Raw genomic sequence first — 21,218 nt, forward strand, 5'->3', positions numbered from 1 at the left:
AAACCTGCTCATTATAAATATTAAATGCAAGCGAACACCAGTAAGTTCTGAGTCTTATGCTTATTTAAGATAGCCTATATCTAATTGGTCAATAAATGGTCTACATTTGTAATATATGTTGTTGCAATGAGAAGTTTATGCCAGGCTCAGAACCCCAAGCCCCACTGGGCTACACCAGTAATAAGGAAATGTCCCAGGATTTCCTGATCCCAATGATCAATCGTATTCTTGAAAAAGGAGGCATCAACCTGACAGCTAATGATGATGGAATATGTAACGGGCTGGCAGCTGTGTACATTAAATATGCTTTGCAGGGAAAAAGCAGTGAGTTTGCAGCCATGCTGAATGCCATCAATCAGAGAGGTCAGCAGGCAATTATGGAGGGGATTGATGAATCCCCTCCTCCGTCCACTAGTTCAGATAATGAAATTTCAGATAGTGATATCAATCGCTTCATTCAGGAGGTCGTCTATTGCTTTCTGCCTGATGAATTTGACAAACAACTGAGCCAGGTTGATGCCGTGCATCTGGTAACGGTTCCTGTAGAAAAGCCTGTAGAAAGTCCTGATGGAAATGTAACCAGAATCACTGAACCCCAGAAATTGCAATCAGTTTACAAGCTGGGACTGGTTGCAGAAAAGGGAGCATGGAAACAGATTTTCAATAAGATGAGAGCGCCTGATACTGCCTGGCACGTAGGCTCTCTTGATCACGCAGTGGCGGTTCATGTCAACAAAGAGGGTAACTTCGAGGTTTATGATCCTAACTATCGTAAAATAGCGGTGTTCAAAGATGGTCATCCAAAACCTGAATCCACAGCAGCAGGTCAACTGGAAAATTTTTTATTCAGGCGATTTGCAATGGAAACCAACAAAATGGCATTGAGTATTGACGTAGTAGCACATCCACAGGCGACAATCGATTTTAAATTCCCTGATAAAGAAAGCTTTATCATCGATAATCTTATCAGCAGATATCCTGACGCCGCAAATAACGCTTTAATGAATAGCAATGGAGCACCCTATAATCAATTGGCTATGGCAGCAAGGGTGAATGATACAGAAATGATAAGATTATGGCTTGAAAAAGGCAGCTCCTCTTCACACGTCGCTTTATTGGTTGCAGTTCAGGATAACCGGCTGGATTCTCTGGATGTACTACTTCAAAATCAATATCGCCATTGCTTAAACGATCCTGAAAACAGTCCTCTTTCTGCCTATTATGACGCGGTTAAAGTAGCATTGAAGAAGGGACGTGCAGAGTCACTAGGTAAGTTACTGAATGATCAGGATATTGCTTCATCTATCAGTGAATTACTACAAAATGAAAAGCAGGGAATGCAATTCCAGCTTGAACTTCTTAGTCATGCGGCAAAATCACGTAATCCTAATTGCATCCGAATGTTTACAAATTTTCTAAAAGATAATGTACCTGATCTGGATCTCGCTCAATTAATTAATTCCGGTAATGTGCTGGAAATAGCCCGGGAAGCTGGGAATCCTCAATGTCTGCAGATATTAAAAAATCTTGTTGCCGAAAAACCAGGCATGGCACAGGACAGTGCAAATGACCTCAATTCAGCAGAGGATGAAATGCCCGCCTACCCTTCTAACGAGGAGGAGGTTAAGCATTTTATTTGGAGATTACCGTCATTCAGAGCAGTTATCTCCATGATAGTAGATAAAATAGCCAGTTTTTTTAGATCGTCAAAAGCCGAGACTGATTCATCTACTCAAAAATATAAGACACAGATTGATGAAGTGAAGTCTGTGACTCGAATATCAGAGGATCCAGCAGCGACTAGTCAGAGCATCAAATCTCGCCTGTCGATTGAAAAAGCATCCAATGAAGACGCTCCCGAGGCACCAAATTCTTTAAACCAGTTTACGAGTTAAGTGGCTTTATCATTTACTTCTTTGCAACCTCTGTCATCCAATAAACGATTGCAATTATTATCGCGCCGAAAAAAATCCATGCTAACTGGTACCAGTAAAAAAAGGGGAAACCGAATAGTATTGGTTCAAGCTTGTTGTACCAGGGTAAAGGAAGAACCGCCAGAATGGGAATCAGCAAGAGCCAATACCAGTGTCGTTTGGATTTACGAAGCATAGGCAACTAATTTAAAACGGGATTTTTGTATGGTCATTGAATTACACAAAAAATGCAATAGGATTTTCCATTTGCAAAAGACAGTGATACTATTTGCCTCGATGGATTAAGCCTTTCTTTTCAGAAAGCACAGGCTGCTCAACAGTGAAACAGGATATGGCAATGGATGGCAATATTAATTCGTATATGTTACTGGTTGCGATAATCGCAGGTTTGGGTGGTTTCCTTTTTGGTTTTGATTCAAGCGTGATTGCCGATGTTCAGGATCAAATTATCCGTCAGCTATCCCTTAATTCCTGGGAATGGTCTCTCGTTGTCAGTTTTAGTCTGCTCGGTTCAGTCGCCGGCATTCCACTAAGTGGGTATCTTTCAGATCAGATTAGCCGTAAAACGCTGCTAAAAACAGTTGCAATTGGCTTTATCCTGGGAACCGCCTGTTGTGCGCTTGCCAATACACTTAATTATTTACTGCTTGGTCGATTCATAATAGGTGTCTGCATAGGAATTGCCTCTTATATCGCCCCTTTATTTATCGCGGAGATATCTCCTCCAAAGAACCGTGGCGCACTGGTTTTGATTAATGGACTAGCCCTCACCTTTGGCCAGGCTGTTGCCTATTTAATCGGCTATTTATTGCATGATAGTGCCGCCTCGAGTTGGCGTTTGATTTTATGGACCGGGATAATACCCGCACTCTTATTGTTTATCGGTATGCTGTTTGTGCCCCATTCCCCACGCTGGCTGGTAAAAAAACAGGGGCTTGAAAAAGCGGTTATCGCATTGAAAAAAATAAGACCAGAAGGTGCCGATCTCAGCAGTGAGATCGCCGAAATAAAAAATAATAGTTCCCCACTAAAACAGTCTAAAACGCTGTTATTAAGCAAGCCCTTTCTTTCAGTGCTGGCAGTTGGAACGCTTCTTGGCGTGTTTCAACAGTTCTCAGGAATTAATGCGCTGATGTATTACGGTCCGATGATTTTTCAAAGCGCAGGATTTCTATCTATCCAAACGGCTATTCTCGCCACCTTTGTCATTGGAGTAGTCAATTTTATTTTCACAGCATTCACGCTTTGCTTTGTGGACCGCTTTGGCCGCCGTTTTCTGTTATTAAACGGGATGATGCTCGCCAGTCTCAGCCTGTTCGCCATATCACTCTGCTTTAACCGCATATCACCTGCAATCATTCTCCTGCTTTTCTGTACCTATGTAATGGGCTATTGCGTCAGTGTGGGCTCGCTATTCTGGGTATTAATTTCTGAAATATTTCCACAAGCCACTCGCGGATTTGCCATGAGTATCGCCACTGTTATTCAATGGCTGGCGAATTTTCTTGTATCGGTTTCTTTCCTTGCATTCTTTACCAATACCGGACCCTCATTAACGTTTTCCCTCTACGGGGGCTTCTGTTTACTCGCTTTTTTCTTTATTTATTATTTTATACCGGAAACAAGCGGTGTTTCTCTCGAAAAAATTGAAGACAATCTGCTTAAAGGTCACAAAATCAGGGATCTTGGGCAAAATCTTAACAAGCAAAAAAATAAATTAGCATTAAACTGGGAAGTCTCAAATGAATAAAAAATGTCGAATAGGAATCATCGGTGCAGGACGGATTGGAAAATTACATGCCGCCAATTTAAAATCACAACTCCCTCAATTTGAGTTGAACGCCATTGCGGACCCACAGCTGGATACTCACTGGGCAAAAACACTGGATATCCCCCTCTGCAGCAAATCGGTTGAAGATATACTTGATAATCAGGACATCGACGCTGTATTAATTGCTTCCCCCTCTCATTTGCATAGCCAACAGATTCTTACGGCCTGCGAGTCTGGAAAAGCTGTTTTTTGTGAAAAACCATTAGGCTTATCCGAACAGGAAATCCTTCAGACAATTGAAGCAGTAAATAAAAATAATACTCTGCTGCAAGTCGGCTTTAATCGTCGCTTTGATCCCAGTTTTTCAAACTTGCAAAACCGTATAAAAACAGGTGAAATCGGCCAGACCCAACTTATCTGCATTACCTCACGTGACCCAGCCTGCCCTTCAAAGGAGTATTGTGCAACCTCAGGCGGCATTTTTATGGACATGAGTATTCATGATTTTGATATGGCGCGCTTCCTCGCCAATTCAGAGGTGGTTGAAGTTTATGCAGCTGGCGCTATCCTGATAAACCCTGAATTTGAAGCCTTGAATGATGTTGATACGGCAACCATACAACTCCGCTTTGCGAATGGCGCACTGGGTATTATCAATAATAGCCGACAAGCAGTCTATGGCTATGATCAGCGGATTGAAGTCCTGGGTGCAGATGGAATGCTGCTCGCTGGAAATCAACCTTCTAATCAGGTTGTTAGTTATGCAATGAATGGCATTCACTCCGCTAATCCCCTGTATTTCTTTCTGGAACGCTACCAGCAGGCTTTTATAGCTGAATTAACCGCATTCTATCAAAGCTGGATTTCTGAAAAGCCTGCGCTGGTCTCAGCCTTTGACGGACTTCAGGCATTAAGAATTGCTCAGGCTGCAAAACAATCACTGGAAATGAATGCGCCGGTCAAATTGTAATTCTAAATGAGAGCGATAAATGTCAGAACTAAATTATGTAAAAACAAGGCCTATCGATTTGATTTGCATGGGCCGAGTAGCAGTAGATTTCTATGCAGAAGACATAGGCCTTGCCCTCTCTGAAGCCAGCACTTTTAAAAAATATCTGGGGGGATGTGCAGGGAATATTGCTGTTGGGGCAGCGAGACTGGGATTAAACTGTCAGATGTTTTCCTGTGTGGGCCAGGATGAAATGGGCACTTTTTTAAAGCACACCCTCATTAACGAAAACGTTAATATTGATTTACTTCAGGAGTCAGATGCCCACCTGACAGGGCTGGTGCTTTTGGGGATTAGTCCACCGAATCATTTCCCTCTGATGTTCTATCGAAATAACTGCGCCGACATGCAGCTTAAAGCGGAGCATATTTCAATAGAGGATTTGGAAAGGGCCAAGGCCCTTCTTTTCACCGGCACAGGTTTATCCACTAAAACCATGCTTGCAACGACACAGCATACAATTGCTCTCGCTAAAAATGCCGGTACACTTATTATTATGGATCTGGACTACCGGCCAGTTCTATGGAATCTGACCACAGCAGGTGATGGCGAAACCCGCTATCTGCCAGCGACAGAAGTCACCGCTATTTACCAACAGGTTCTTGCTGACTGCTCACTCATTATTGGCACCGAGGAAGAAGTGTTATTGGCGGGAAGTGCGGACAATCTGCCTGTGGCAATTCATCGTATTCAATCCCTTAGCCAGGCTCCGATTGTAGTCAAACGCGGACAGCTGGGCTGCCAGGTTTATTTTAAAAACGCTTCAACGCTAGAATCAAAACCTTTTCCGGTTGAAGTGCTAAACGTTCTAGGGGCTGGTGATGGTTTTATGGCCGGCTTGTTAAGAGGCTTGCTGCGCGAAGAGAGTTGGGAAACTGCTATGCAGTGGGGGAATGCCAGCGGCGCCTTGCTGGTGACGCGACATGGCTGTGCGCCCGCAATGCCTTATTGGGAAGAGCATCAGTACTTTATACGCGAGTTCACTAATAATCCACTGGTTTGGAAAAGTCATGCTTTAAATCAGTTACACGAAAAAACTAATCTACTTACATCTGCTTATCCATTCAATGATGGCATAAATTCAATTGTCGAAATGGAAAATAATCCTTTTGAAATGCAAATGAATTTCAAATCACTGCGTTTAAATAAAGGAGAAAGTTTTCAGTTCAATCCCTTATTTGAATTTGCCGCACTGCTAATGACTGGACGAGTTGATTTTCACTTTGAAGATAAACAACTTAGGGCACAACGCTGCGATTATTTTGCTGAAAACCCGATTGTCTTACACTGTTCAAGCGGCACCACAGCTTCCGTACTAGCTCACAGCGATTGCGAGCTCTTAATTATGGAAACTGAAAATCCTATTCCTTTTGAACCGATGGTTTTTACAGAAAGCAATATGCTGGAAACCGATCACCGCGGACAAAAGCAATTGGAGAATACCGCTTATCGCATAGTTCGTACGGTTTTTGACAAGCGTAATCGGCCAGAATCAAATCTTGTCGTGGGTGAGATTATCAGTTTCCAGGGACGCTGGTCGAGTTATCCTTCCCACTACCATGCTCAGCCTGAAATTTACCATTATCGATTTTCAGAACCGCAGGGATTCGCATTGGCAGAAAATGGAACGCAGACAATTCGCATAGCACATGGCGATACCTATCAGATAGCCCCCAATAAAACCCATGCCCACTGCACTGCTCCAGGCTATTCGCTTTACACCCTGTGGTTTATACGTCATTTGCCGGGTGAACCTTATGAGCATCCAACTTTTGTTGATGAACACGACTGGACTCGCAGAGACTCGGCAAACCAAAGAGTATGGCGATTAATTTAACGAGAGATGTTTAATGCAAACTATAAAATTAACGACCGCCCAGGCTCTACTTCGTTTTCTTGCTAATCAGTATATTAAACTTGATGGCAGAGAATACCGTTTTGTACAGGGCATTTTTGGTATTTTCGGCCATGGGAATGTGACCGGGATTGGCGAAGCACTGGAATACGATGACAGTGGTCTGACATACTATCAGGGTCATAATGAGCAAGGCATGGCGCATGCAGCCACAGCCTATGCCAAACAAAAAAACCGGCTGGGAATTTTGGCCTGCACCTCCTCTATTGGACCTGGCGCGACCAACATGATTACCGCAGCGGCAACAGCCACTACCAATCGAATTCCTCTATTGCTGCTTCCAGGCGATATATTCAGCTGCCGCCAGCCCGATCCGGTTTTACAGCAGTTGGAAGTGCCTCATGATTACACAATTTCTGTAAATGATTGCTTCAAACCGGTGAGTAAATACTGGGACAGGATTCAAAGACCTGAACAATTGATAAGCGCCTGCATGAACGCACTGCGGGTTCTTACAGACCCTGCAGAAACAGGGGCCGTGACCCTTTGTCTTCCTCAGGATGTGCAATCCGAAAGTTACGATTACCCGGAAACCTTTTTTGCCAGACGTGTATGGCGAATTGAAAGAGAATCTGTCAGTCAGGAAGCTATTGATGAAGCAGCCATGCTCCTATTGAAAGCAGAAAAACCTTTAATTATTGCTGGTGGAGGTGTTCACTATTCCCTGGCAGCAGATACCTTGGCTGAGTTTGCCTCGCGGCATCATATTCCCGTGGCAGAAACCCAAGCGGGCAAAAGCGCCCTTCCCGCCTCACATCCAATGAATCTAGGAGGTATTGGGGTTACTGGCTCGGAGGCTGCCAATCTGTTAGCGGCACAGGCCGACTTGATTCTGGTGGTCGGTTCGCGCCTGCAGGATTTCACTACCGCTTCTAAATGGGGATTTAAAAACGAAACCTGCCAATTGATTAACTTAAATATCAGCCGCTTTGATGCCGTCAAAATGGATAGCATGATTTTAAAAGGCGATGCCAAAAGCGGTCTTCTTCAATTAAGTCAGTCAATAAAGAATTTTGAAACCTCTCCGAGCTATCGCCAGCATATTCAGCAATACCGAAAAGCCTGGCAGGACGAATTAACCCGAGTTATCGCCATTCCTGAGAAAAGAGCGAATGGATTATCTCAAACAGCTATTCTTGGCTTGTTAAATCAGTTGACCACTAAAAATGATGTGATTATAGGTGCAGCGGGCAGTCTGCCAGGGGATTTGCATCGCTTATGGCAATCCAAGGCAGCCAAGGACTATCATCTTGAATATGCGTATTCCTGCATGGGCTATGAGATTTCAGCGGGCCTTGGCGTTCGTATGGCTAAGGAAAAAGAGGAAGGCGAAGTCTATGTACTGGTTGGAGACGGCAGTTATATTATGCTGCACTCGGAGTTACTCACCTGTATTCAGGAACAGTTGAAAATAACGATTATTCTTTTTGATAATCATGGCTATCAATGCATACGCAATCTGCAAGAAGCCAATGGCAGCATGGGTTTCGGAAATGAATTCCGCTATCGCTCTTTGCAAAGCAGGCGGTTAGACGGCGATTACATTAAAATTGACTTTTGCCGCTATGCCGAAGCGCTGGGAGCAAAAGCCATTTATGCGGATAGTTATGACGACTTCAAAACGGCACTCGTAAATGCAAAACAGAATACAGGCAGCACCGTAATTGTTCTCCCCGTTTTACCCAAAACAATGAGTAAGGGGTACGAAACATGGTGGCGTGTGGGAGTGGCGGCTGTCTCCAATTCTGAAAAAGTAAGAGCTGCTCACGCCAATATGCAGCAGCAAATTGAAAGCGCAAAATTGTTTTAAGGAATAACAATGAAATTGGGTATTGCTCCGATTAACTGGTCTAATGATGATGATCCGAGCCTCGGATCAGATATTAGTTTTGAACAATGTATCAATGAAATGGTCCAAGCTGGCTATCAAAGTACGGAATTGGGAAATAAATTTCCCAAAGATCCTGTTTTTTTGAAGAAAACACTCGATGAAGTGGGCCTCGTATTAAGCAGTGCCTGGTTCAGTACGTATTTTACTGAACCTGAAAATTATCAGAAAACCTTGTCGCGTTTTCTGGATCACTTAAGTTTTATGCGTGCGATGAATGCAAAGTTTATTAATATTTGTGAATGCGGATATGCAATTCAGGGTACCGAGCAGCCGGTACTAGGTGAGAATAAACCAGTATTTAATGATGAACAATGGACTCGATTGATTCAGGGTTTGCATGCAATAGGTCGAATCGCTCATGATTATGGCATGCAGATTGTCTATCACTATCATGCCGGAACCGGGGTTTTCAATGCTTCAGAAATTGATTATCTGATGCAACATACCAGTCCGGAGTTAGTCTCATTATTACTGGACACCGGTCACGCCGCCTTTGCCCGGATAAACCCAATGGATCTGTTGCTAAAGTATCGAAGCCGCATACGCTATATTCATTTAAAAGATATCCGTGCAGCTGTTTTTGAAAGAGTTTCACAAGAGAAACTTTGCTTTATGGATGCGGTGCGTGCCGGTGTTTTTACAGTACCCGGAGATGGGATGATTGATTTTGCACCAATAATGACAGAACTTAAGAAAACTGGTTATCAGGGATGGCTGATTGTGGAGGCCGAGCAGGATCCTGCCAAAGCACCGCCTCTCGCCTACGCTCAAAAAGCTCGGGAGTATCTGCAAAGAATGATAGATTGAGAACTCAATGTAGCGCCAAGGCCCAACCTGCTATATGCTTAAACTGCCATTAAGTTAAGCTCAGTTGTATATAAACTGTCCTCCCCGCGAAGGCGGGGATCCATCTCTAAGCTCGCTATAATGCCAATTGAGGAATGGATTCCCGCCTTCGCGGGAAAGACAAAATTTCCTTAACTTAGTGGCAGTGAGAGTTAGAGAGAGGGGATTTTTCCTAAACAGTGTTTAGTTTATCGACTACCAGTCAATGAAACATTAGATTCGTCCGGATTGACTCCAGCAATTGGAGATACCGGCAGCAAGGGCTCTCTGTAGCTCGCTACCTGTATCCTCTCAGGTGAGGCGAGTGGAGCCTGGATTTGGTATTCCGCTGTCTGGCTTTCCTTTAATGAGTTTTTCAAAAATAAAAGCAGCTCATCAATTGCCTTGGTTTGCACTTTGAAATAGGTGGTATAATCTGAGAAATTTTTTAATTCTTTAATTGCGAAATAGCAGGAATGCAGAAGGCTTTTTGCTTGAAGCGAGTCTATTGGAACTGTTTCGATTAAGCAATTCACGGTATTAAAGAACAGTTTCAAACGCCTGACTCGAGCATTCAGTTTGCATTCTTCAATTGGATTCACATCGGATACGCTAAAAAAACTTCTTTTGCCCTGTGTTGATGATTCAGGTTTCTCGAAATTTGCGAAAGCAATTCTCAAACGGGCGCGCAGCTCAACAAGCAGACAATATTCTGATTGAATTAATGGAAGAATGCGACGAAATGCCTTTCCCTGCAGAGGCAGTTCCTCCTCTTTCAACTGAAAAAAGAACTCCATCTCGAATCTTAATTTAAAATCTTCCTGTTTGACATCTGTAGCAGGCTTCAGGGGATATAAACCCTCCATTGCAAAGATATCCCACAAACTTTGTTTGAAAGGGCTTGGGAGCATGCCAAAGCAGCTTGTCATTAATTTACTGTCCTTACTCTCTATAATGGACTGGATAGCAGGATATAAGGCTGAAAAATAATTATCGACGCCGTGTTGCGATAAAAACAGTTGAATAACAGGCTGTAATTGTTCAATTAACTCCTTTCTAAGACTAATATTTGCTGTACTACAAATTCGTTTAATCATTATGCTGAGTATGGATTCTTTTACGCCATTTATATAGATTCCTTCAATTTGTCCAATTGTAGCACCAGCTTTTATGAGCCCATTGATAAGACCAGGTTCACACTCAAAAATTATTGCCGCGTTTAAGATCTTGATTTTTGTTTGATCCAGAAGAAATAATTGGCTTGAATTTGCTCCAAGATCAAGTAATCGCTCGGCAAACCAGGAATTATTATGTGTGACAGCTACTCCAAGTAAACTTAATTCAAATTGTGGCGCACGAGAGGAATAAACCTTATTAATATCCAGATCTTCCGCTTTTCTTTTTTCTCCTTTTGGACTTTCCACAGTGTCTTTTTTACAGAACATCGTCAGGAACACGTTTAAAAGACTTTGAACTCTGAACTCACTCAAATTCATTCGCAGCATATGGCCCAAAGCATTAAAAAAGAATTGCCGTTGAAGCGACTTAACATCAGCCAGTGCTTCGGCGGAAGAGCGGAATAATTTAATAGCACTCCCGGTTTTTTTAGTCTGCCTTGGTGAACTGAGGGATTCATGTCTTAAAAGCTCAAAGAGTGCCTTGGCTAAGTTATAATGAGGACATTTCCCCGGCTTTTCCGGGGGGGCAAGTTCGTTTGGCGCAGGGGCTAAGGGATCGAACTTTTCTTTCAGCGATTTCAATGACTGCTGAAAAAAGAACTCTACCGTTAGTTGCTGAGAAAAATCAGAATTTTTCTGCGCTGAAATATCCACGAAATGATAAAGAGACTGTCTATGATTTAGGCTAAGATTATTCATAAAAATTGCCAGGATATTAGCGTCTTCAATTTTCAGGATCATTGGGAAAATAGCAGCTAAATGATTAAAATAATTGTCCAGACCATGCTGTTTCTGAATGACCTCAACTGTCAATTGTAATTGCTCATAGAGAGGTTGTCTTTTTCCTGGCACAAGATGCAATAACTTTCCGTGTAAATTTTCAAGCGCTATTTTTAAAATGGATATATCACCATGAGTCAAATCAATTTGTGCATTTGCCTTTATCAGTGCGGCTAAAATATCGGAAGAGCAATCCAGAATAACGGCCGCGACCAAGGGCTTGATTTGTCTCTTGTTTGGTCCTAAATCGAAGCAGTGGTTAGAGCTTGCTCCTAACTGTAATAAATCGCTGACTCTGTAAAAATCATCGGCCTGTATCGAATGGCCTAACAGGGTTTGTTTGACTGGCCTTGAAGTCAGTATTTGCTGTCTGGACGAGCTTATAAGCGTATCAGAAATTTCATATTCCTCATCAATTATCTCAGAGTACCCTGTTCGACCATGCAATTGCTTTAATAAAGGAAAAACCTGTCTTGGATCTTTTCGGAAATGTCCTAATAAATCATTAAGTAAAGGATGAACCAGTAAAGTAGCAGGCAGTTTATTCTCTTTTCGAGCCTGTTTCGCAACCCAATACTCTTTTGCGACAGTCAAGAACACTTCAGGATCCTCTCGATGATTTTCAGGATGCTCCTGCACATCGTTTGCATAGTCTTCAAGACCTAAAACTTTAGCAAGTTCATAGGCATAGCTCTCATCTACAGTGTTTTTGTTGAACTCATGCTTTACATGTATCGCCTTAAATCCAGCCTTTCTTGCCCATTCCACTACTCCTTCAGTGTCATCAAGAATTAAAATGTCTTCAGGTCTGAGAGGAATGCCGCTGGATGACTTGTTGAACTCCTGCATGATGAAGTGAAGATCCGCGTTCTTTTGTTTAGTGAACAGGTTCTTTGTTTCGAGATCATGCTCATACCTTTTCATCAATATATTTCTAAACTCGGTGACATCTTCGCTGGCAATTACAAGATTCGGATTATTTACCGAAAAATGAATGCCAAATCGTTCAAACAGTTTGAGTAAATCAGTGATTGATGCCCCTCCACTGGATCCAATATCGCTATCGAGTTTTCTATCGCGGGCAGTATCAATCCCCAGATGGATGGTTAAGGATGCCCAGCGTAATATGGGGATTAACAAATCATGATTAAGAACAGAGGCATATTTTCCCTTTAAATTGACTAGTGTGTTATCGAAATCACAGGCCAACAGTCGTATTTGAGGATGAATACCCGCGGGAATTTGAACCGTATCGCCAAGATCAGTTTTTGCTCGCATGAAAATTCTTCCTAATTGTTATTCAGAGGCAATCAATCGGCACTCTAGTTATGTGCGAGCTCATTGTCTCAAATTAAATAAAATTGTCAATTTTTTAGTAAGAATCAGCATGAAACAAACAGAAAATATATTTGATTTTAAAAACAATTTTTTTTGATCTCAACTAATTTTCCAAGGTCCTCTTTAAATTAACTTCAAATATCATTTTTTTTCAAATTTTTGCACCATCAAACAGGCTCTTTGCCCCTCAAACACGCCTTTGTCCATAATATAATTTCCCACTATTCTGAATCCTGCCTTCGTATACACATGTTGTGCGCGGGGATTATTTGCATCAGGATCTATAAAAAACGTATCCGCAGCAGGATCGACCTTTTTACGGAAAAAGTCGATAAAAGCGCAAAGCGCTTCACTGGCAAATCCCTTACCAAGAAACTCCCTGTTACCTATACCAAAATCGATGCAATAGGTAGCGCCGGTTACAGAGCGATTTTCAGCCAGAATCTTAGGGCAGTCCTCATTGGATCCAAGCGGGGAAGTTAAAATGAAACAGGATTTTTCCTTGTTGATGGTGCCAATCCAATAGCTGACATTTCCAGAAAAATAAGCAGAAGGTTTTTTCCTCCCATCCACAAAGTTAATAATATCATCCTTATGTTCCTGGCTATTATCCCAAAATTCCAGCATATGAGGTTCGGCAAGCCAGGAAAAGATTATTTCCAGATGATGCTTTTCAAGTTTCTCAAATTCAAACATAGCGTCCTCCCCGACTATCAATTTCCTGCTTTAACTTATGCTCTCAGCTGCCATAATAAATAAAGAGTAATTATGTTTCTGCCCAGCGGAAATCATACTGATATTTTTTTAATTGTTATGAATTGATTAAACTCAACATAAGGAAATATTTATCATGAGCAATAATGACTTGCAATATGTAGTTGGTGAGATTCCTGAAAAACCTGATGAGATTCCATCCTCTCCTGACCAGTTTGAACCCTTACCAAATGACACTCCGGAACCCAGCCCGGAAAATACTCCCGAGCCAGAACCTGTTCATATTCCTGAGCCCGAACCCATTAATATCCCGGAAAAGCCGCTTTAAATTCCCTTTGGGGAGTTTTTTGGCGATTGCTTCTTTTCCTTTTTAATTTCATTACACACCGGCTTGCTGGAATCGGGCGTAATGTCGCAAACATTCTTGATTTCCTTAATTTCCGGATGGTCCTTGGCTTTGTCTTTTTTAATTGATCCCATAATTTTCTCCTATTTCCTTTTATTTATAGCAAAAGCATTTTATGCTGCATGAAATGACTATCATTGATAAGCGGATACCATGGCCTATTTCCTGCTGAAATATATTCATATCATCAGCTCCACCTTATTGTTTGGCACAGGTTTAGGCAGTGCTTTTTATATGTGGCGCGCCAATCAAAGCGCTAATGTTGAAGCAATGCGTTTTGCGGCCAGGAATGTGGTGATTGCCGATTGGATCTTTACAGCACCTGCCGTCGTTATTCAGCCAATAACCGGATTTTGGTTAATGGCTATTATGCATTATCCAATCACCAGCAAATGGATTATTCTCAGTTTGATTCTATATGTAATTACCGGCGCCTGCTGGCTTCCGGTGGTATGGCTGCAAATCAAAATGGATGAATTGCTAAATCAAACCCTATCCGAAAAAGGTCTGCCTGCAAAATACCACCGCTATGCAAAATTATGGTTCATTTTAGGCTGGCCTGCATTTTTCTCGGTATTAGCAATTTTTTACCTGATGGTATTTAAACCATTTTAAGTTAAAAAATCGTAACTCCCCAGGTCTCAACGTCATCCTGAACGCAGTGAAGGATCTCATGAATCTGGCTTAGCTCTAAGCAGTTTGAGATCCTTCGCTACGCTCAGGATGACGTACCTGGGGAGTTACAAAAAATCTGATAAGTATTCCTTAAGCTTTTCCTGATAAACTGGCCTTCATAATTATCACCCAAAGGAAGATGATAAATAATAATGGCAGAATCATCAGAAATTACAGGATTAACAAGAAAGCTTAATAAACTCATCAAGCAAAAAAATATTAATGGATTTCCTGACCATTTAACGACAGAATTAGAAAATACAGCGAAGCTGCTTAATCTTAAAGACTGTGCCTATAACGATTCATTAAAATTGCTCCTGATTCGCCTGCATCTTATTAGCATTCACGTCTTAAAAAATGCTGATTATCTCTCTGATGCTGAAAAAAATCGTATTGCCAAAAACGTTATCACCTGCACCAGGCTTATCACTAAAAGCCATGCTAATCAGGACAACATAAAGTATCATCAAAAATTGCGTCGATTGCTTAATAGCAATGCTTTCGAGTTTCGTAAATATTCCTCTCCCTTAATACATTACCCTCTGGTTATGATTGATTCGGTGGTGAATGCAGTTAACTACGGGCGCAGCGGCATTTTCCGTACCGATTATCCACGCTCTCACTTTGCCCGAAAAGATTATGTGTCAGAGACACTGGAACATTTCACTCTCGTTAATCGAAGCGCTAGTTCGCGAATGGTTTTATCTCGTCTTGCCTCATGCCCTAATCTGACTAATTCTGAAGACGAACTAATAAGTCACTTGAATGAAGAAGTCACAGAGCCTTTTGCTCGTTTTATTGCTGTAAACAAAGCTAATTCTAAACTTACGGACGAAGTCAGAACATTAATTGCCTCATTAAATGAAATAGCAAAACAGCTGGCTGGTGCAGAACATAATCAAGTGATTCATGCTGCCGCAAAGAAAGCGTTTCTGGCCTGTCAGGATTTGGCTCTTGAAATACTCAATAACAAGAAAGTTTCGCTCACTAAAATCAGACAATTGTCTGTATGTTTCAAACAAACCGCATTGGTCATTGAAAATCCTGGCAACAAAGAACAAGTGCTTAAACTTTCGGAGATGGTGGAACAAAGTGACTATAGCCGCTATCGAGCAGATCGTGAAAAAACCAGTTATGCAGTAATTCATATCCTGGTGTCTGCAGCCCTTTTAGGCTTAGCTATATTTGAAGCAGTCGCCAGTCATGGCTTATCCATGGCTGTACATGCCTGGATTATCTCCGCTGAGGGAGTAAGTCTTGGCGTAGGTCTTGGTCAATTACACTATTTCTCTAACAGTGATCAGAGAAAGACCCTTTTCTTTGATTCTATGGAAAAAATGTGTAGCGCCACCAACCTATCAAGCTCACATCAGGACTGGGTAGACCAAAATGATCTGGTAAATCGCAGAACTGAATTGCTGGATGAAATAATCGCGCAAAAATACAAGGATACTTCCGATTTATCAAAAGAAGCCACCCATTTGATGACTGCCTTGCGAGCACTTCAGCAATCCAGCAATTCATCCAGGCAAGAACTGCTGAAAAAACAGGCCCAGACTGTTCTAAGCTGCGCTCAGGATCTGGCGCTTGATTTATTAAGAGCAGAAGAACCTTCGATGCACCGTATACAGAAACTAACTGAATGCGTGAACGCAGCACAAAAAGTGACTAGCCAACCGGAAAATCCCCAGGCTATTGCGCATTTAGTGAAACTGCTTAATCAAGGCGGATACGAGACTACCCGTGTAAATAAAAAAGATATTTTAATTGCATCCCTTTTAGCTTTGGCCAGCATTGTACTTTTCGCAGTGACCATAACCGGTACAATTCTCTCTGGCGGGACCACTGCCGGAACGATTCTCTCGCCTTTTATGCTCATGATTATGTCCATTAATCGTTTTATTCACGCATTCCAGCGTCAGCAAACTGCTTTCACAGCGGAAGCAAGGACATTGGCCGAGTATTCGGAAATAATGGGTGATGCTCAACCTGAACCGATTCGTGACGAACTCTCTTCTGATTCAGGCGGGTACTCATCTGATTTCAGCTGTGCATAACTGATTCGACTATAATTCAAATAGGTCAAGTATTTGGATACTAATTGCGTCAGTGCTATTGCATTTATGGAAGATGATACATAAAAGCCGTCTTTGCGAGCTTCAGCGAAGCAATCCATCTCATTACTTTATAGGATTCGATCTTGGATTGCTTCACTTCGTTCGCAAAGACGACAAGTTTATTGAAGGATATAGGCGGTAAAGGACAGGAGACCATATGAGAGACATTCGTCAAATCCAGGATGAATCTTTTTTATTATTGCTGCAAAGCTCACTTAAAGCGATACCTTTTAATATCTTTCTATCAATAATAATCTGGGGGTATCTCATCTATAGGGGCGCCCCTGTTACTGCATCCACAATCTGGTTTCTGGCAATCTTCAGTTTAAGCCTTTTACGCTGGATTTACAGCCGCCGATGTATTGTCAGCAAGTCTTATATCCATTCCAAAAAATCAAAACTGACTTTATTCGTCAGTTTCACTTTCATTATGGGAGGATTATGGGGTAGCTGTTATATTTTTTTTTATGATTATTTATCTGCTGCACATCAAAATATAATTACTCTGGTGCTTGGAGGAATGGCTGCTGGCGGTATTGCATCACTTTCTATTTATTTACCAGCTTATTACGCCTATTTACTTCCTATGTTTATCCCTTTAATTGTTTACAATTATTCCTTTCTGCAAGTCGATAAAAGCATACTAGCCACTATGTTTCTTCTTTTTATAATAATGCTCATGGTAACAGCCAAATTCCCATCCCAGCTTCTTTCAGAAACTATCAGGTTGGGAAGAGAAAAAGACAGTCTGATTCAGAATCTGAATCACACAAATCATGAGAAAGATGCAGTGCTTGAAGAAATTCATCGCATATCAATAACTGATTCTCTTACTGGACTTTATAATAGAAGATATTTTGACGCTCGTCTCGATGAAGAGTTGCGAAGGGCTAAGCGTAATCAGCATTATTTTAATTTGATATTAATCGATGTGGATGATTTCAAATTCGTTAATGATAATTTCGGCCATCCTGCAGGAGATTTAATGCTGAAACGATTGGCAAGAGCGATTAAAAAAACTGCTACTCGGGCAAACGACGCTGCTTTCAGAATTGGAGGAGATGAGTTTGCCGCGATGCTCGCCAACAGTACCGCTGCGGAGGCAATTATTATTTGTAAGAAAATACAGGAATGCTTCAAAGAAGAATCGGCTGGGAATAACACAACGCTTAGTATTGGTATAGTAACCGTACCACCTGAGAACATAGAGGCCGAAGACATAATCTCTGCAGCGGATAAAGCCTTGTATCAGGCAAAAAAATCAGGGAAAAATCAGATTCGTTCGATTGAATTGTAGTTCCAAATCCTTCTAAACGGCTACGCCCGAGGCGTTGTTGCGTAAATGAAGATGGGAGCACAAAAACTGTCTTTGCGAGCGCAAGTGAAGCAATCCATCTCCTTACTTTGTTCAAGCTTCGATCTGGATTGCTTCACTGTGTTCGCAAAGACGACAAGTTAGTTGTTTTGTTCTATTTACACAATAATGCCACGCGGAAATGACAGATTTGTGCTCAGTATCAAACGGCTATTTTTCCGCCTCAATCACATAAAGGCTGAAATTAAAATAATACTGGCCCTGGTATTTTTCCTCACACTCTTTTGCATACATAGCCACCATTGCCTCATTGATTTCATCGATTAAAGAAGGGGAAACCTGGCCTTGGAAATATCCCACTCCTCTGACAAATTTGCGGAAAAAATCCAGTGAAGGCAACAGCAAAGAATGCTGATTTTTTTCTATATGGAATCTGCTGAATAACCCATTTTTGTTAAGATCCTCTTTTAACTTATTAAAGTCACTGTATTGGCTTCGGTCCACTGGCGAAACGAAATCACGTAACTCTGGGAACTGCCCCGATTGGGTTACCGCGACCGCTGTATTAATAAATGGATCATCACCGCATGGAAAAAGCAGGAAGATTCTGCCCCCTTTTTTCAAGGCGCGAAATATATTGTTATAAACCCCTATCAGATGTTTAGACCACTGCAGGCACCAAAATGATACAATGTAGTCAAATTGTTCCTCAAATTGCAGTGACTCCATATCCATTTGTTTTACTGAAAAATTGGGATAAACCCGGCTAAGCTCTGCCGCCAGACTAATCATATTTTCTGATGCATCAACCCCAAGAACTGAGCCATTTGGCAACATTTTAATCAGGTGCTCGGTGAATGACCCGTTTCCACAACCAATGTCCAATATCTTATCCTGCGGCTTGAACTGAAGTCGGGGGAGATATTCCCTTGCGGCTGTCGCCTGAACATAAGAACCAATGGCATAATCCTCTGCTGGCCAATCATTAGTTTTCATAAAGGCTCCTGTTAAAATAATAATTTACCCGTTTCAGAATGACTTAAGCAATACAATTAACTGTATTAAATATAAGACATTTAATTGAGTAATGACTTTTTAGATTAATTTGTGTACAATGATGCAATTATTATTACACATTGCGGAGAGTATCAAGGCCTATGTTTTTCCAAAACAAAACCAATATTGCAGTAATTGGACGAAAAAAATCAGGAAAAACGGCGCTTATTAAATATTTATGTGATGCTCCCTTTTCAACTGGCGAATTACCCTCTCTATTCTTTCGCACCAGACAGATCCCGGGATCTCATGCCAAGTTTAATTTCTATGAATTAAGCTCGGAGCTAATCCTGACCAATGATAGTTTAAAATGGAATGCCTTTATTAAGGATATTGATATCCTTATTTATTGTATCGACCTGCCAGAGTTTTTAAAACCAGATCAGGGCCATTCTTACGAAATATCCACCGTAGAAGCGATAAAATTATCCACCGAAAAATCAGGTATTCTGACTTTTGTGGCCTTGACACATTATGACAAGCTGGACGAGAAATTTACTCACTCAGTGGACACACTTGAAAGACAATTAATTGCAGCCGGATTTAATACATTTATTACCTCTGCAAAACCGGATAATACCCAGACTCATTCTCCTTCCAGAGGAGTTGCTGGAATCAGGTTGCTAAGGCAAGCCGTTGAAAACCATTTGGAAAGACAGCCAATCGACTACGCAATTTCGCTCCTGAATGATCAGTATCCAGAGCTTAAAAAAGCATTGAGAGATCTGCATACTGCCCTGAACCATTTACCAGTTTCAGAGAGAAACAGAATAGAGAATGAAACAGTCAATCTGATCGAGCGCTTTACCCGGGATGAAAATATTTCCAAACTCGCTGCCATTAACTATTACCAGCAAACCTGTACAAAAATACTTTATGATAATGCAGACTCCAGCTTTCGCTGGCGAAAATGGTACTCGCGTATTTTGTTTAAAATTTTGTTAATTAGCGTTTTTATTATGGCAGCGACTATGGCAGGCTTTGTAGTAGGTTTGGCACTTGGCGCTAAAATGACAGGCCCTGGCGCTCTTTTCATTGCAGCATTTGGCGCTTTAATGGGCGCCCTGGCAGGAATCTATCTGGCGACCCGACTTCCCTTTGATCAATTCCTTTCAAAGTTCAATTTCTTTAGCCCCAAAGAAGAAGTGGCTCTTGGAAATGTGATCAAGGCAGCTATGACAGCAAATGAGGAAGAGATGAGTTATGAAACACAGAATGAGGATCCGTTTAAGCTGGTTTGATTACCCGCTTATCGAATTTATCTCCCCTCGCATCCCTGTGATTATAAATTCACTTATTTAATCTCAATATTTATCGAAGGCGATACTTCCTGCCCGTTGTCTGTGATTTTTTTATGAGTAAACCATAGCAAACCTCTTGACTGGTCCGCTTCAATAAATCCCAGCTCAGGAGTTCTTCGAGCATATTTTTTAGCAACATAAGGATTATAGCGTTTCTCATCTATAACTGTGGACGCATCAGACTTTTCAGATTTTTCCTTATACACATTCATTTTTTTACTTAAATAAATGCTTTCCTCGGCTTCATCAAGTGCGGACTCCAGGGTTCTGACTATCGTATCGGGGCAAGTGAATGTTCCTTCCAATGTGCTGTCGAAAATAAGGTACCACAGGTTTAAGGAACCAAATTCCGGTTTAATCTGTGAAATCTGTTTGATGAACTCAGCCATATTAACTGCGTTTAACTGTAAAAAGCCGGACTTGCGTGCTTCTTCCAATATGAATAACTGAATTGAGTGCGACCATTTACCATGGACGACTCCAGCTCCCGGATCAGAGGATAGATAAGCATTTTTCAGTAACACATCGAGAAATAAACCGGTGGTTAATTCATCGATTAAAACGGCTGTCGATTTGGGGAAATCAAATTCAGTATTGGTTCGATATTCTGCAGGAACAGGCTCTTCTGATCCCTGATTAAAATGATTTACACTCCCCCACTCATCAAAAAACTTTCTTATAGTATGCTTCTCGGTGCGACCCTCTCTGCCTTCCGATTGTTTAAATTCATAGTAGCTTTTAGCGAATTTCTTAAAACCGGCAAGCATCATCTCTTCATTGCATAAAAAAGAAAGCACCTTGATTACATCTTGTTCCAAATTTTCTTCAAGACTGGAAAAGCCTGTATCGCTCAAATACAATTTATAATCGTTATTATCTGAATTTCCCTTGGTAATCAGCTGAAGCATTTTGGCACTCGATATATTCATTCAGATCAAAACTCTATCAGAAAATAATTAAGAAAACCTTATTTTGACCACTGCTTCAGATAAA

General features: G+C 41.5%; 17 protein-coding genes. 11 read left to right on the forward strand and 6 right to left on the reverse strand.

The window, feature by feature from the left end:
• Positions 1–137 precede the first annotated feature (137 nt).
• Entirely contained in the window at positions 138–1,895 is a 1,758-nt protein-coding gene (locus B1207_RS03235; protein ID WP_112218565.1) for a hypothetical protein, read from the forward strand.
• 13 nt (positions 1,896–1,908) lie between these two features.
• Here the strand turns inward: B1207_RS03235 and B1207_RS03240 are convergent, their stop codons facing one another.
• Positions 1,909–2,109, reverse strand: a complete 201-nt coding sequence (locus tag B1207_RS03240; RefSeq protein WP_112218566.1) for a DUF3311 domain-containing protein — start codon at positions 2,107–2,109, stop codon at positions 1,909–1,911.
• Positions 2,110–2,271: 162 nt separating this feature from the next.
• Between B1207_RS03240 and B1207_RS03245 the strand changes: the two genes are divergently transcribed.
• The 5 genes from B1207_RS03245 to iolE are packed head-to-tail and all read left to right on the forward strand — an operon-like array spanning position 2,272 to position 9,327.
• Complete coding sequence (locus B1207_RS03245; RefSeq protein WP_112218567.1) at positions 2,272–3,684, forward strand: sugar porter family MFS transporter; 1,413 nt, start codon at positions 2,272–2,274, stop codon at positions 3,682–3,684.
• On the forward strand, positions 3,677–4,675 hold the full coding sequence (gene iolG, locus B1207_RS03250; RefSeq protein ID WP_112218568.1) for an inositol 2-dehydrogenase: 999 nt from the start codon (positions 3,677–3,679) through the stop codon (positions 4,673–4,675). The genes B1207_RS03245 and iolG overlap by 8 nt, the downstream gene beginning before the upstream one ends.
• 19 nt (positions 4,676–4,694) lie before the next feature.
• Positions 4,695–6,551 carry a 5-dehydro-2-deoxygluconokinase gene (iolC, locus tag B1207_RS03255; RefSeq protein ID WP_112218569.1) on the forward strand — a complete coding sequence of 619 codons (1,857 nt, stop codon included), beginning with the start codon at positions 4,695–4,697 and terminating at the stop codon, positions 6,549–6,551.
• Positions 6,552–6,564: 13 nt separating this feature from the next.
• The gene (iolD, locus tag B1207_RS03260) at positions 6,565–8,439 is read left to right on the forward strand and encodes a 3D-(3,5/4)-trihydroxycyclohexane-1,2-dione acylhydrolase (decyclizing) (protein ID WP_112218570.1); all 1,875 of its coding nucleotides are present in this window, start codon (positions 6,565–6,567) and stop codon (positions 8,437–8,439) included.
• A 9-nt stretch (positions 8,440–8,448) separates the two neighbouring features.
• On the forward strand, positions 8,449–9,327 hold the full coding sequence (iolE, locus tag B1207_RS03265) for a myo-inosose-2 dehydratase (protein WP_172458095.1): 879 nt from the start codon (positions 8,449–8,451) through the stop codon (positions 9,325–9,327).
• Between the two features lie 227 nt (positions 9,328–9,554).
• Here iolE and B1207_RS03270 read toward each other — a convergent pair whose 3' ends face one another.
• Entirely contained in the window at positions 9,555–12,581 is a 3,027-nt protein-coding gene (locus B1207_RS03270) for a hypothetical protein (RefSeq protein ID WP_112218572.1), read from the reverse strand.
• 201 nt (positions 12,582–12,782) lie between these two features.
• Positions 12,783–13,337: a GNAT family N-acetyltransferase gene (locus tag B1207_RS03275; protein ID WP_112218573.1), complete on the reverse strand. Its 555-nt coding sequence runs from the start codon at positions 13,335–13,337 to the stop codon at positions 12,783–12,785.
• 154 nt (positions 13,338–13,491) lie between these two features.
• Between B1207_RS03275 and B1207_RS03280 the strand changes: the two genes are divergently transcribed.
• Positions 13,492–13,683 carry a hypothetical protein gene (locus tag B1207_RS03280; protein ID WP_112218574.1) on the forward strand — a complete coding sequence of 64 codons (192 nt, stop codon included), beginning with the start codon at positions 13,492–13,494 and terminating at the stop codon, positions 13,681–13,683.
• Here the strand turns inward: B1207_RS03280 and B1207_RS15910 are convergent.
• Positions 13,680–13,835: a hypothetical protein gene (locus B1207_RS15910; protein WP_165483030.1), complete on the reverse strand. Its 156-nt coding sequence runs from the start codon at positions 13,833–13,835 to the stop codon at positions 13,680–13,682. The genes B1207_RS03280 and B1207_RS15910 overlap by 4 nt on opposite strands.
• 79 nt (positions 13,836–13,914) lie before the next feature.
• Here B1207_RS15910 and B1207_RS03285 point away from each other — a divergent pair, with 79 nt between their 5' ends.
• From B1207_RS03285 to B1207_RS03295, 3 genes are all read left to right on the forward strand, one after another.
• Positions 13,915–14,376 (forward strand): DUF2269 family protein, encoded by a 462-nt coding sequence (locus B1207_RS03285; RefSeq protein WP_112218575.1) that lies wholly within the window; start codon positions 13,915–13,917, stop codon positions 14,374–14,376.
• Positions 14,377–14,588: 212 nt separating this feature from the next.
• Entirely contained in the window at positions 14,589–16,493 is a 1,905-nt protein-coding gene (locus B1207_RS03290; RefSeq protein ID WP_112218576.1) for a hypothetical protein, read from the forward strand.
• Positions 16,494–16,710: 217 nt separating this feature from the next.
• On the forward strand, positions 16,711–17,850 hold the full coding sequence (locus tag B1207_RS03295; RefSeq protein ID WP_112218577.1) for a GGDEF domain-containing protein: 1,140 nt from the start codon (positions 16,711–16,713) through the stop codon (positions 17,848–17,850).
• A 228-nt stretch (positions 17,851–18,078) separates the two neighbouring features.
• On the opposite strand, the gene B1207_RS03300 is transcribed toward B1207_RS03295, so the two are convergent.
• On the reverse strand, positions 18,079–18,864 hold the full coding sequence (locus B1207_RS03300) for a class I SAM-dependent methyltransferase (protein ID WP_112218578.1): 786 nt from the start codon (positions 18,862–18,864) through the stop codon (positions 18,079–18,081).
• A gap of 161 nt (positions 18,865–19,025) precedes the next feature.
• Between B1207_RS03300 and B1207_RS03305 the strand changes: the two genes are divergently transcribed.
• Complete coding sequence (locus tag B1207_RS03305) at positions 19,026–20,165, forward strand: GTPase domain-containing protein (protein WP_112218579.1); 1,140 nt, start codon at positions 19,026–19,028, stop codon at positions 20,163–20,165.
• A 53-nt stretch (positions 20,166–20,218) separates the two neighbouring features.
• On the opposite strand, the gene B1207_RS03310 is transcribed toward B1207_RS03305, so the two are convergent.
• Positions 20,219–21,154, reverse strand: a complete 936-nt coding sequence (locus B1207_RS03310; protein WP_112218580.1) for a LirA/MavJ family T4SS effector — start codon at positions 21,152–21,154, stop codon at positions 20,219–20,221.
• Positions 21,155–21,218: the final 64 nt, after the last annotated feature.

The sequence above is a fragment of the Legionella quinlivanii genome (assembly GCF_003265995.1).
In the GTDB taxonomy this organism is placed as follows: Bacteria; Pseudomonadota; Gammaproteobacteria; order Legionellales; family Legionellaceae; genus Legionella_C; species Legionella_C quinlivanii_A.

What these genes read in the sequence shown, in the direction of transcription:
- B1207_RS03235 (WP_112218565.1), top strand. Translation starts at nt 138, where the DNA reads ATGCCAGGCTCAGAACCCCAAGCCCCACTGGGCTACACCAGTAATAAG.
- B1207_RS03240 (WP_112218566.1), bottom strand. Translation starts at nt 2,109, where the DNA reads ATGCTTCGTAAATCCAAACGACACTGGTATTGGCTCTTGCTGATTCCC.
- B1207_RS03245 (WP_112218567.1), top strand. Translation starts at nt 2,272, where the DNA reads ATGGATGGCAATATTAATTCGTATATGTTACTGGTTGCGATAATCGCA.
- iolG (WP_112218568.1), top strand. Translation starts at nt 3,677, where the DNA reads ATGAATAAAAAATGTCGAATAGGAATCATCGGTGCAGGACGGATTGGA.
- iolC (WP_112218569.1), top strand. Translation starts at nt 4,695, where the DNA reads ATGTCAGAACTAAATTATGTAAAAACAAGGCCTATCGATTTGATTTGC.
- iolD (WP_112218570.1), top strand. Translation starts at nt 6,565, where the DNA reads ATGCAAACTATAAAATTAACGACCGCCCAGGCTCTACTTCGTTTTCTT.
- iolE (WP_172458095.1), top strand. Translation starts at nt 8,449, where the DNA reads ATGAAATTGGGTATTGCTCCGATTAACTGGTCTAATGATGATGATCCG.
- B1207_RS03270 (WP_112218572.1), bottom strand. Translation starts at nt 12,581, where the DNA reads ATGCGAGCAAAAACTGATCTTGGCGATACGGTTCAAATTCCCGCGGGT.
- B1207_RS03275 (WP_112218573.1), bottom strand. Translation starts at nt 13,337, where the DNA reads ATGTTTGAATTTGAGAAACTTGAAAAGCATCATCTGGAAATAATCTTT.
- B1207_RS03280 (WP_112218574.1), top strand. Translation starts at nt 13,492, where the DNA reads ATGAGCAATAATGACTTGCAATATGTAGTTGGTGAGATTCCTGAAAAA.
- B1207_RS15910 (WP_165483030.1), bottom strand. Translation starts at nt 13,835, where the DNA reads ATGGGATCAATTAAAAAAGACAAAGCCAAGGACCATCCGGAAATTAAG.
- B1207_RS03285 (WP_112218575.1), top strand. Translation starts at nt 13,915, where the DNA reads ATGGCCTATTTCCTGCTGAAATATATTCATATCATCAGCTCCACCTTA.
- B1207_RS03290 (WP_112218576.1), top strand. Translation starts at nt 14,589, where the DNA reads ATGGCAGAATCATCAGAAATTACAGGATTAACAAGAAAGCTTAATAAA.
- B1207_RS03295 (WP_112218577.1), top strand. Translation starts at nt 16,711, where the DNA reads ATGAGAGACATTCGTCAAATCCAGGATGAATCTTTTTTATTATTGCTG.
- B1207_RS03300 (WP_112218578.1), bottom strand. Translation starts at nt 18,864, where the DNA reads ATGAAAACTAATGATTGGCCAGCAGAGGATTATGCCATTGGTTCTTAT.
- B1207_RS03305 (WP_112218579.1), top strand. Translation starts at nt 19,026, where the DNA reads ATGTTTTTCCAAAACAAAACCAATATTGCAGTAATTGGACGAAAAAAA.
- B1207_RS03310 (WP_112218580.1), bottom strand. Translation starts at nt 21,154, where the DNA reads ATGAATATATCGAGTGCCAAAATGCTTCAGCTGATTACCAAGGGAAAT.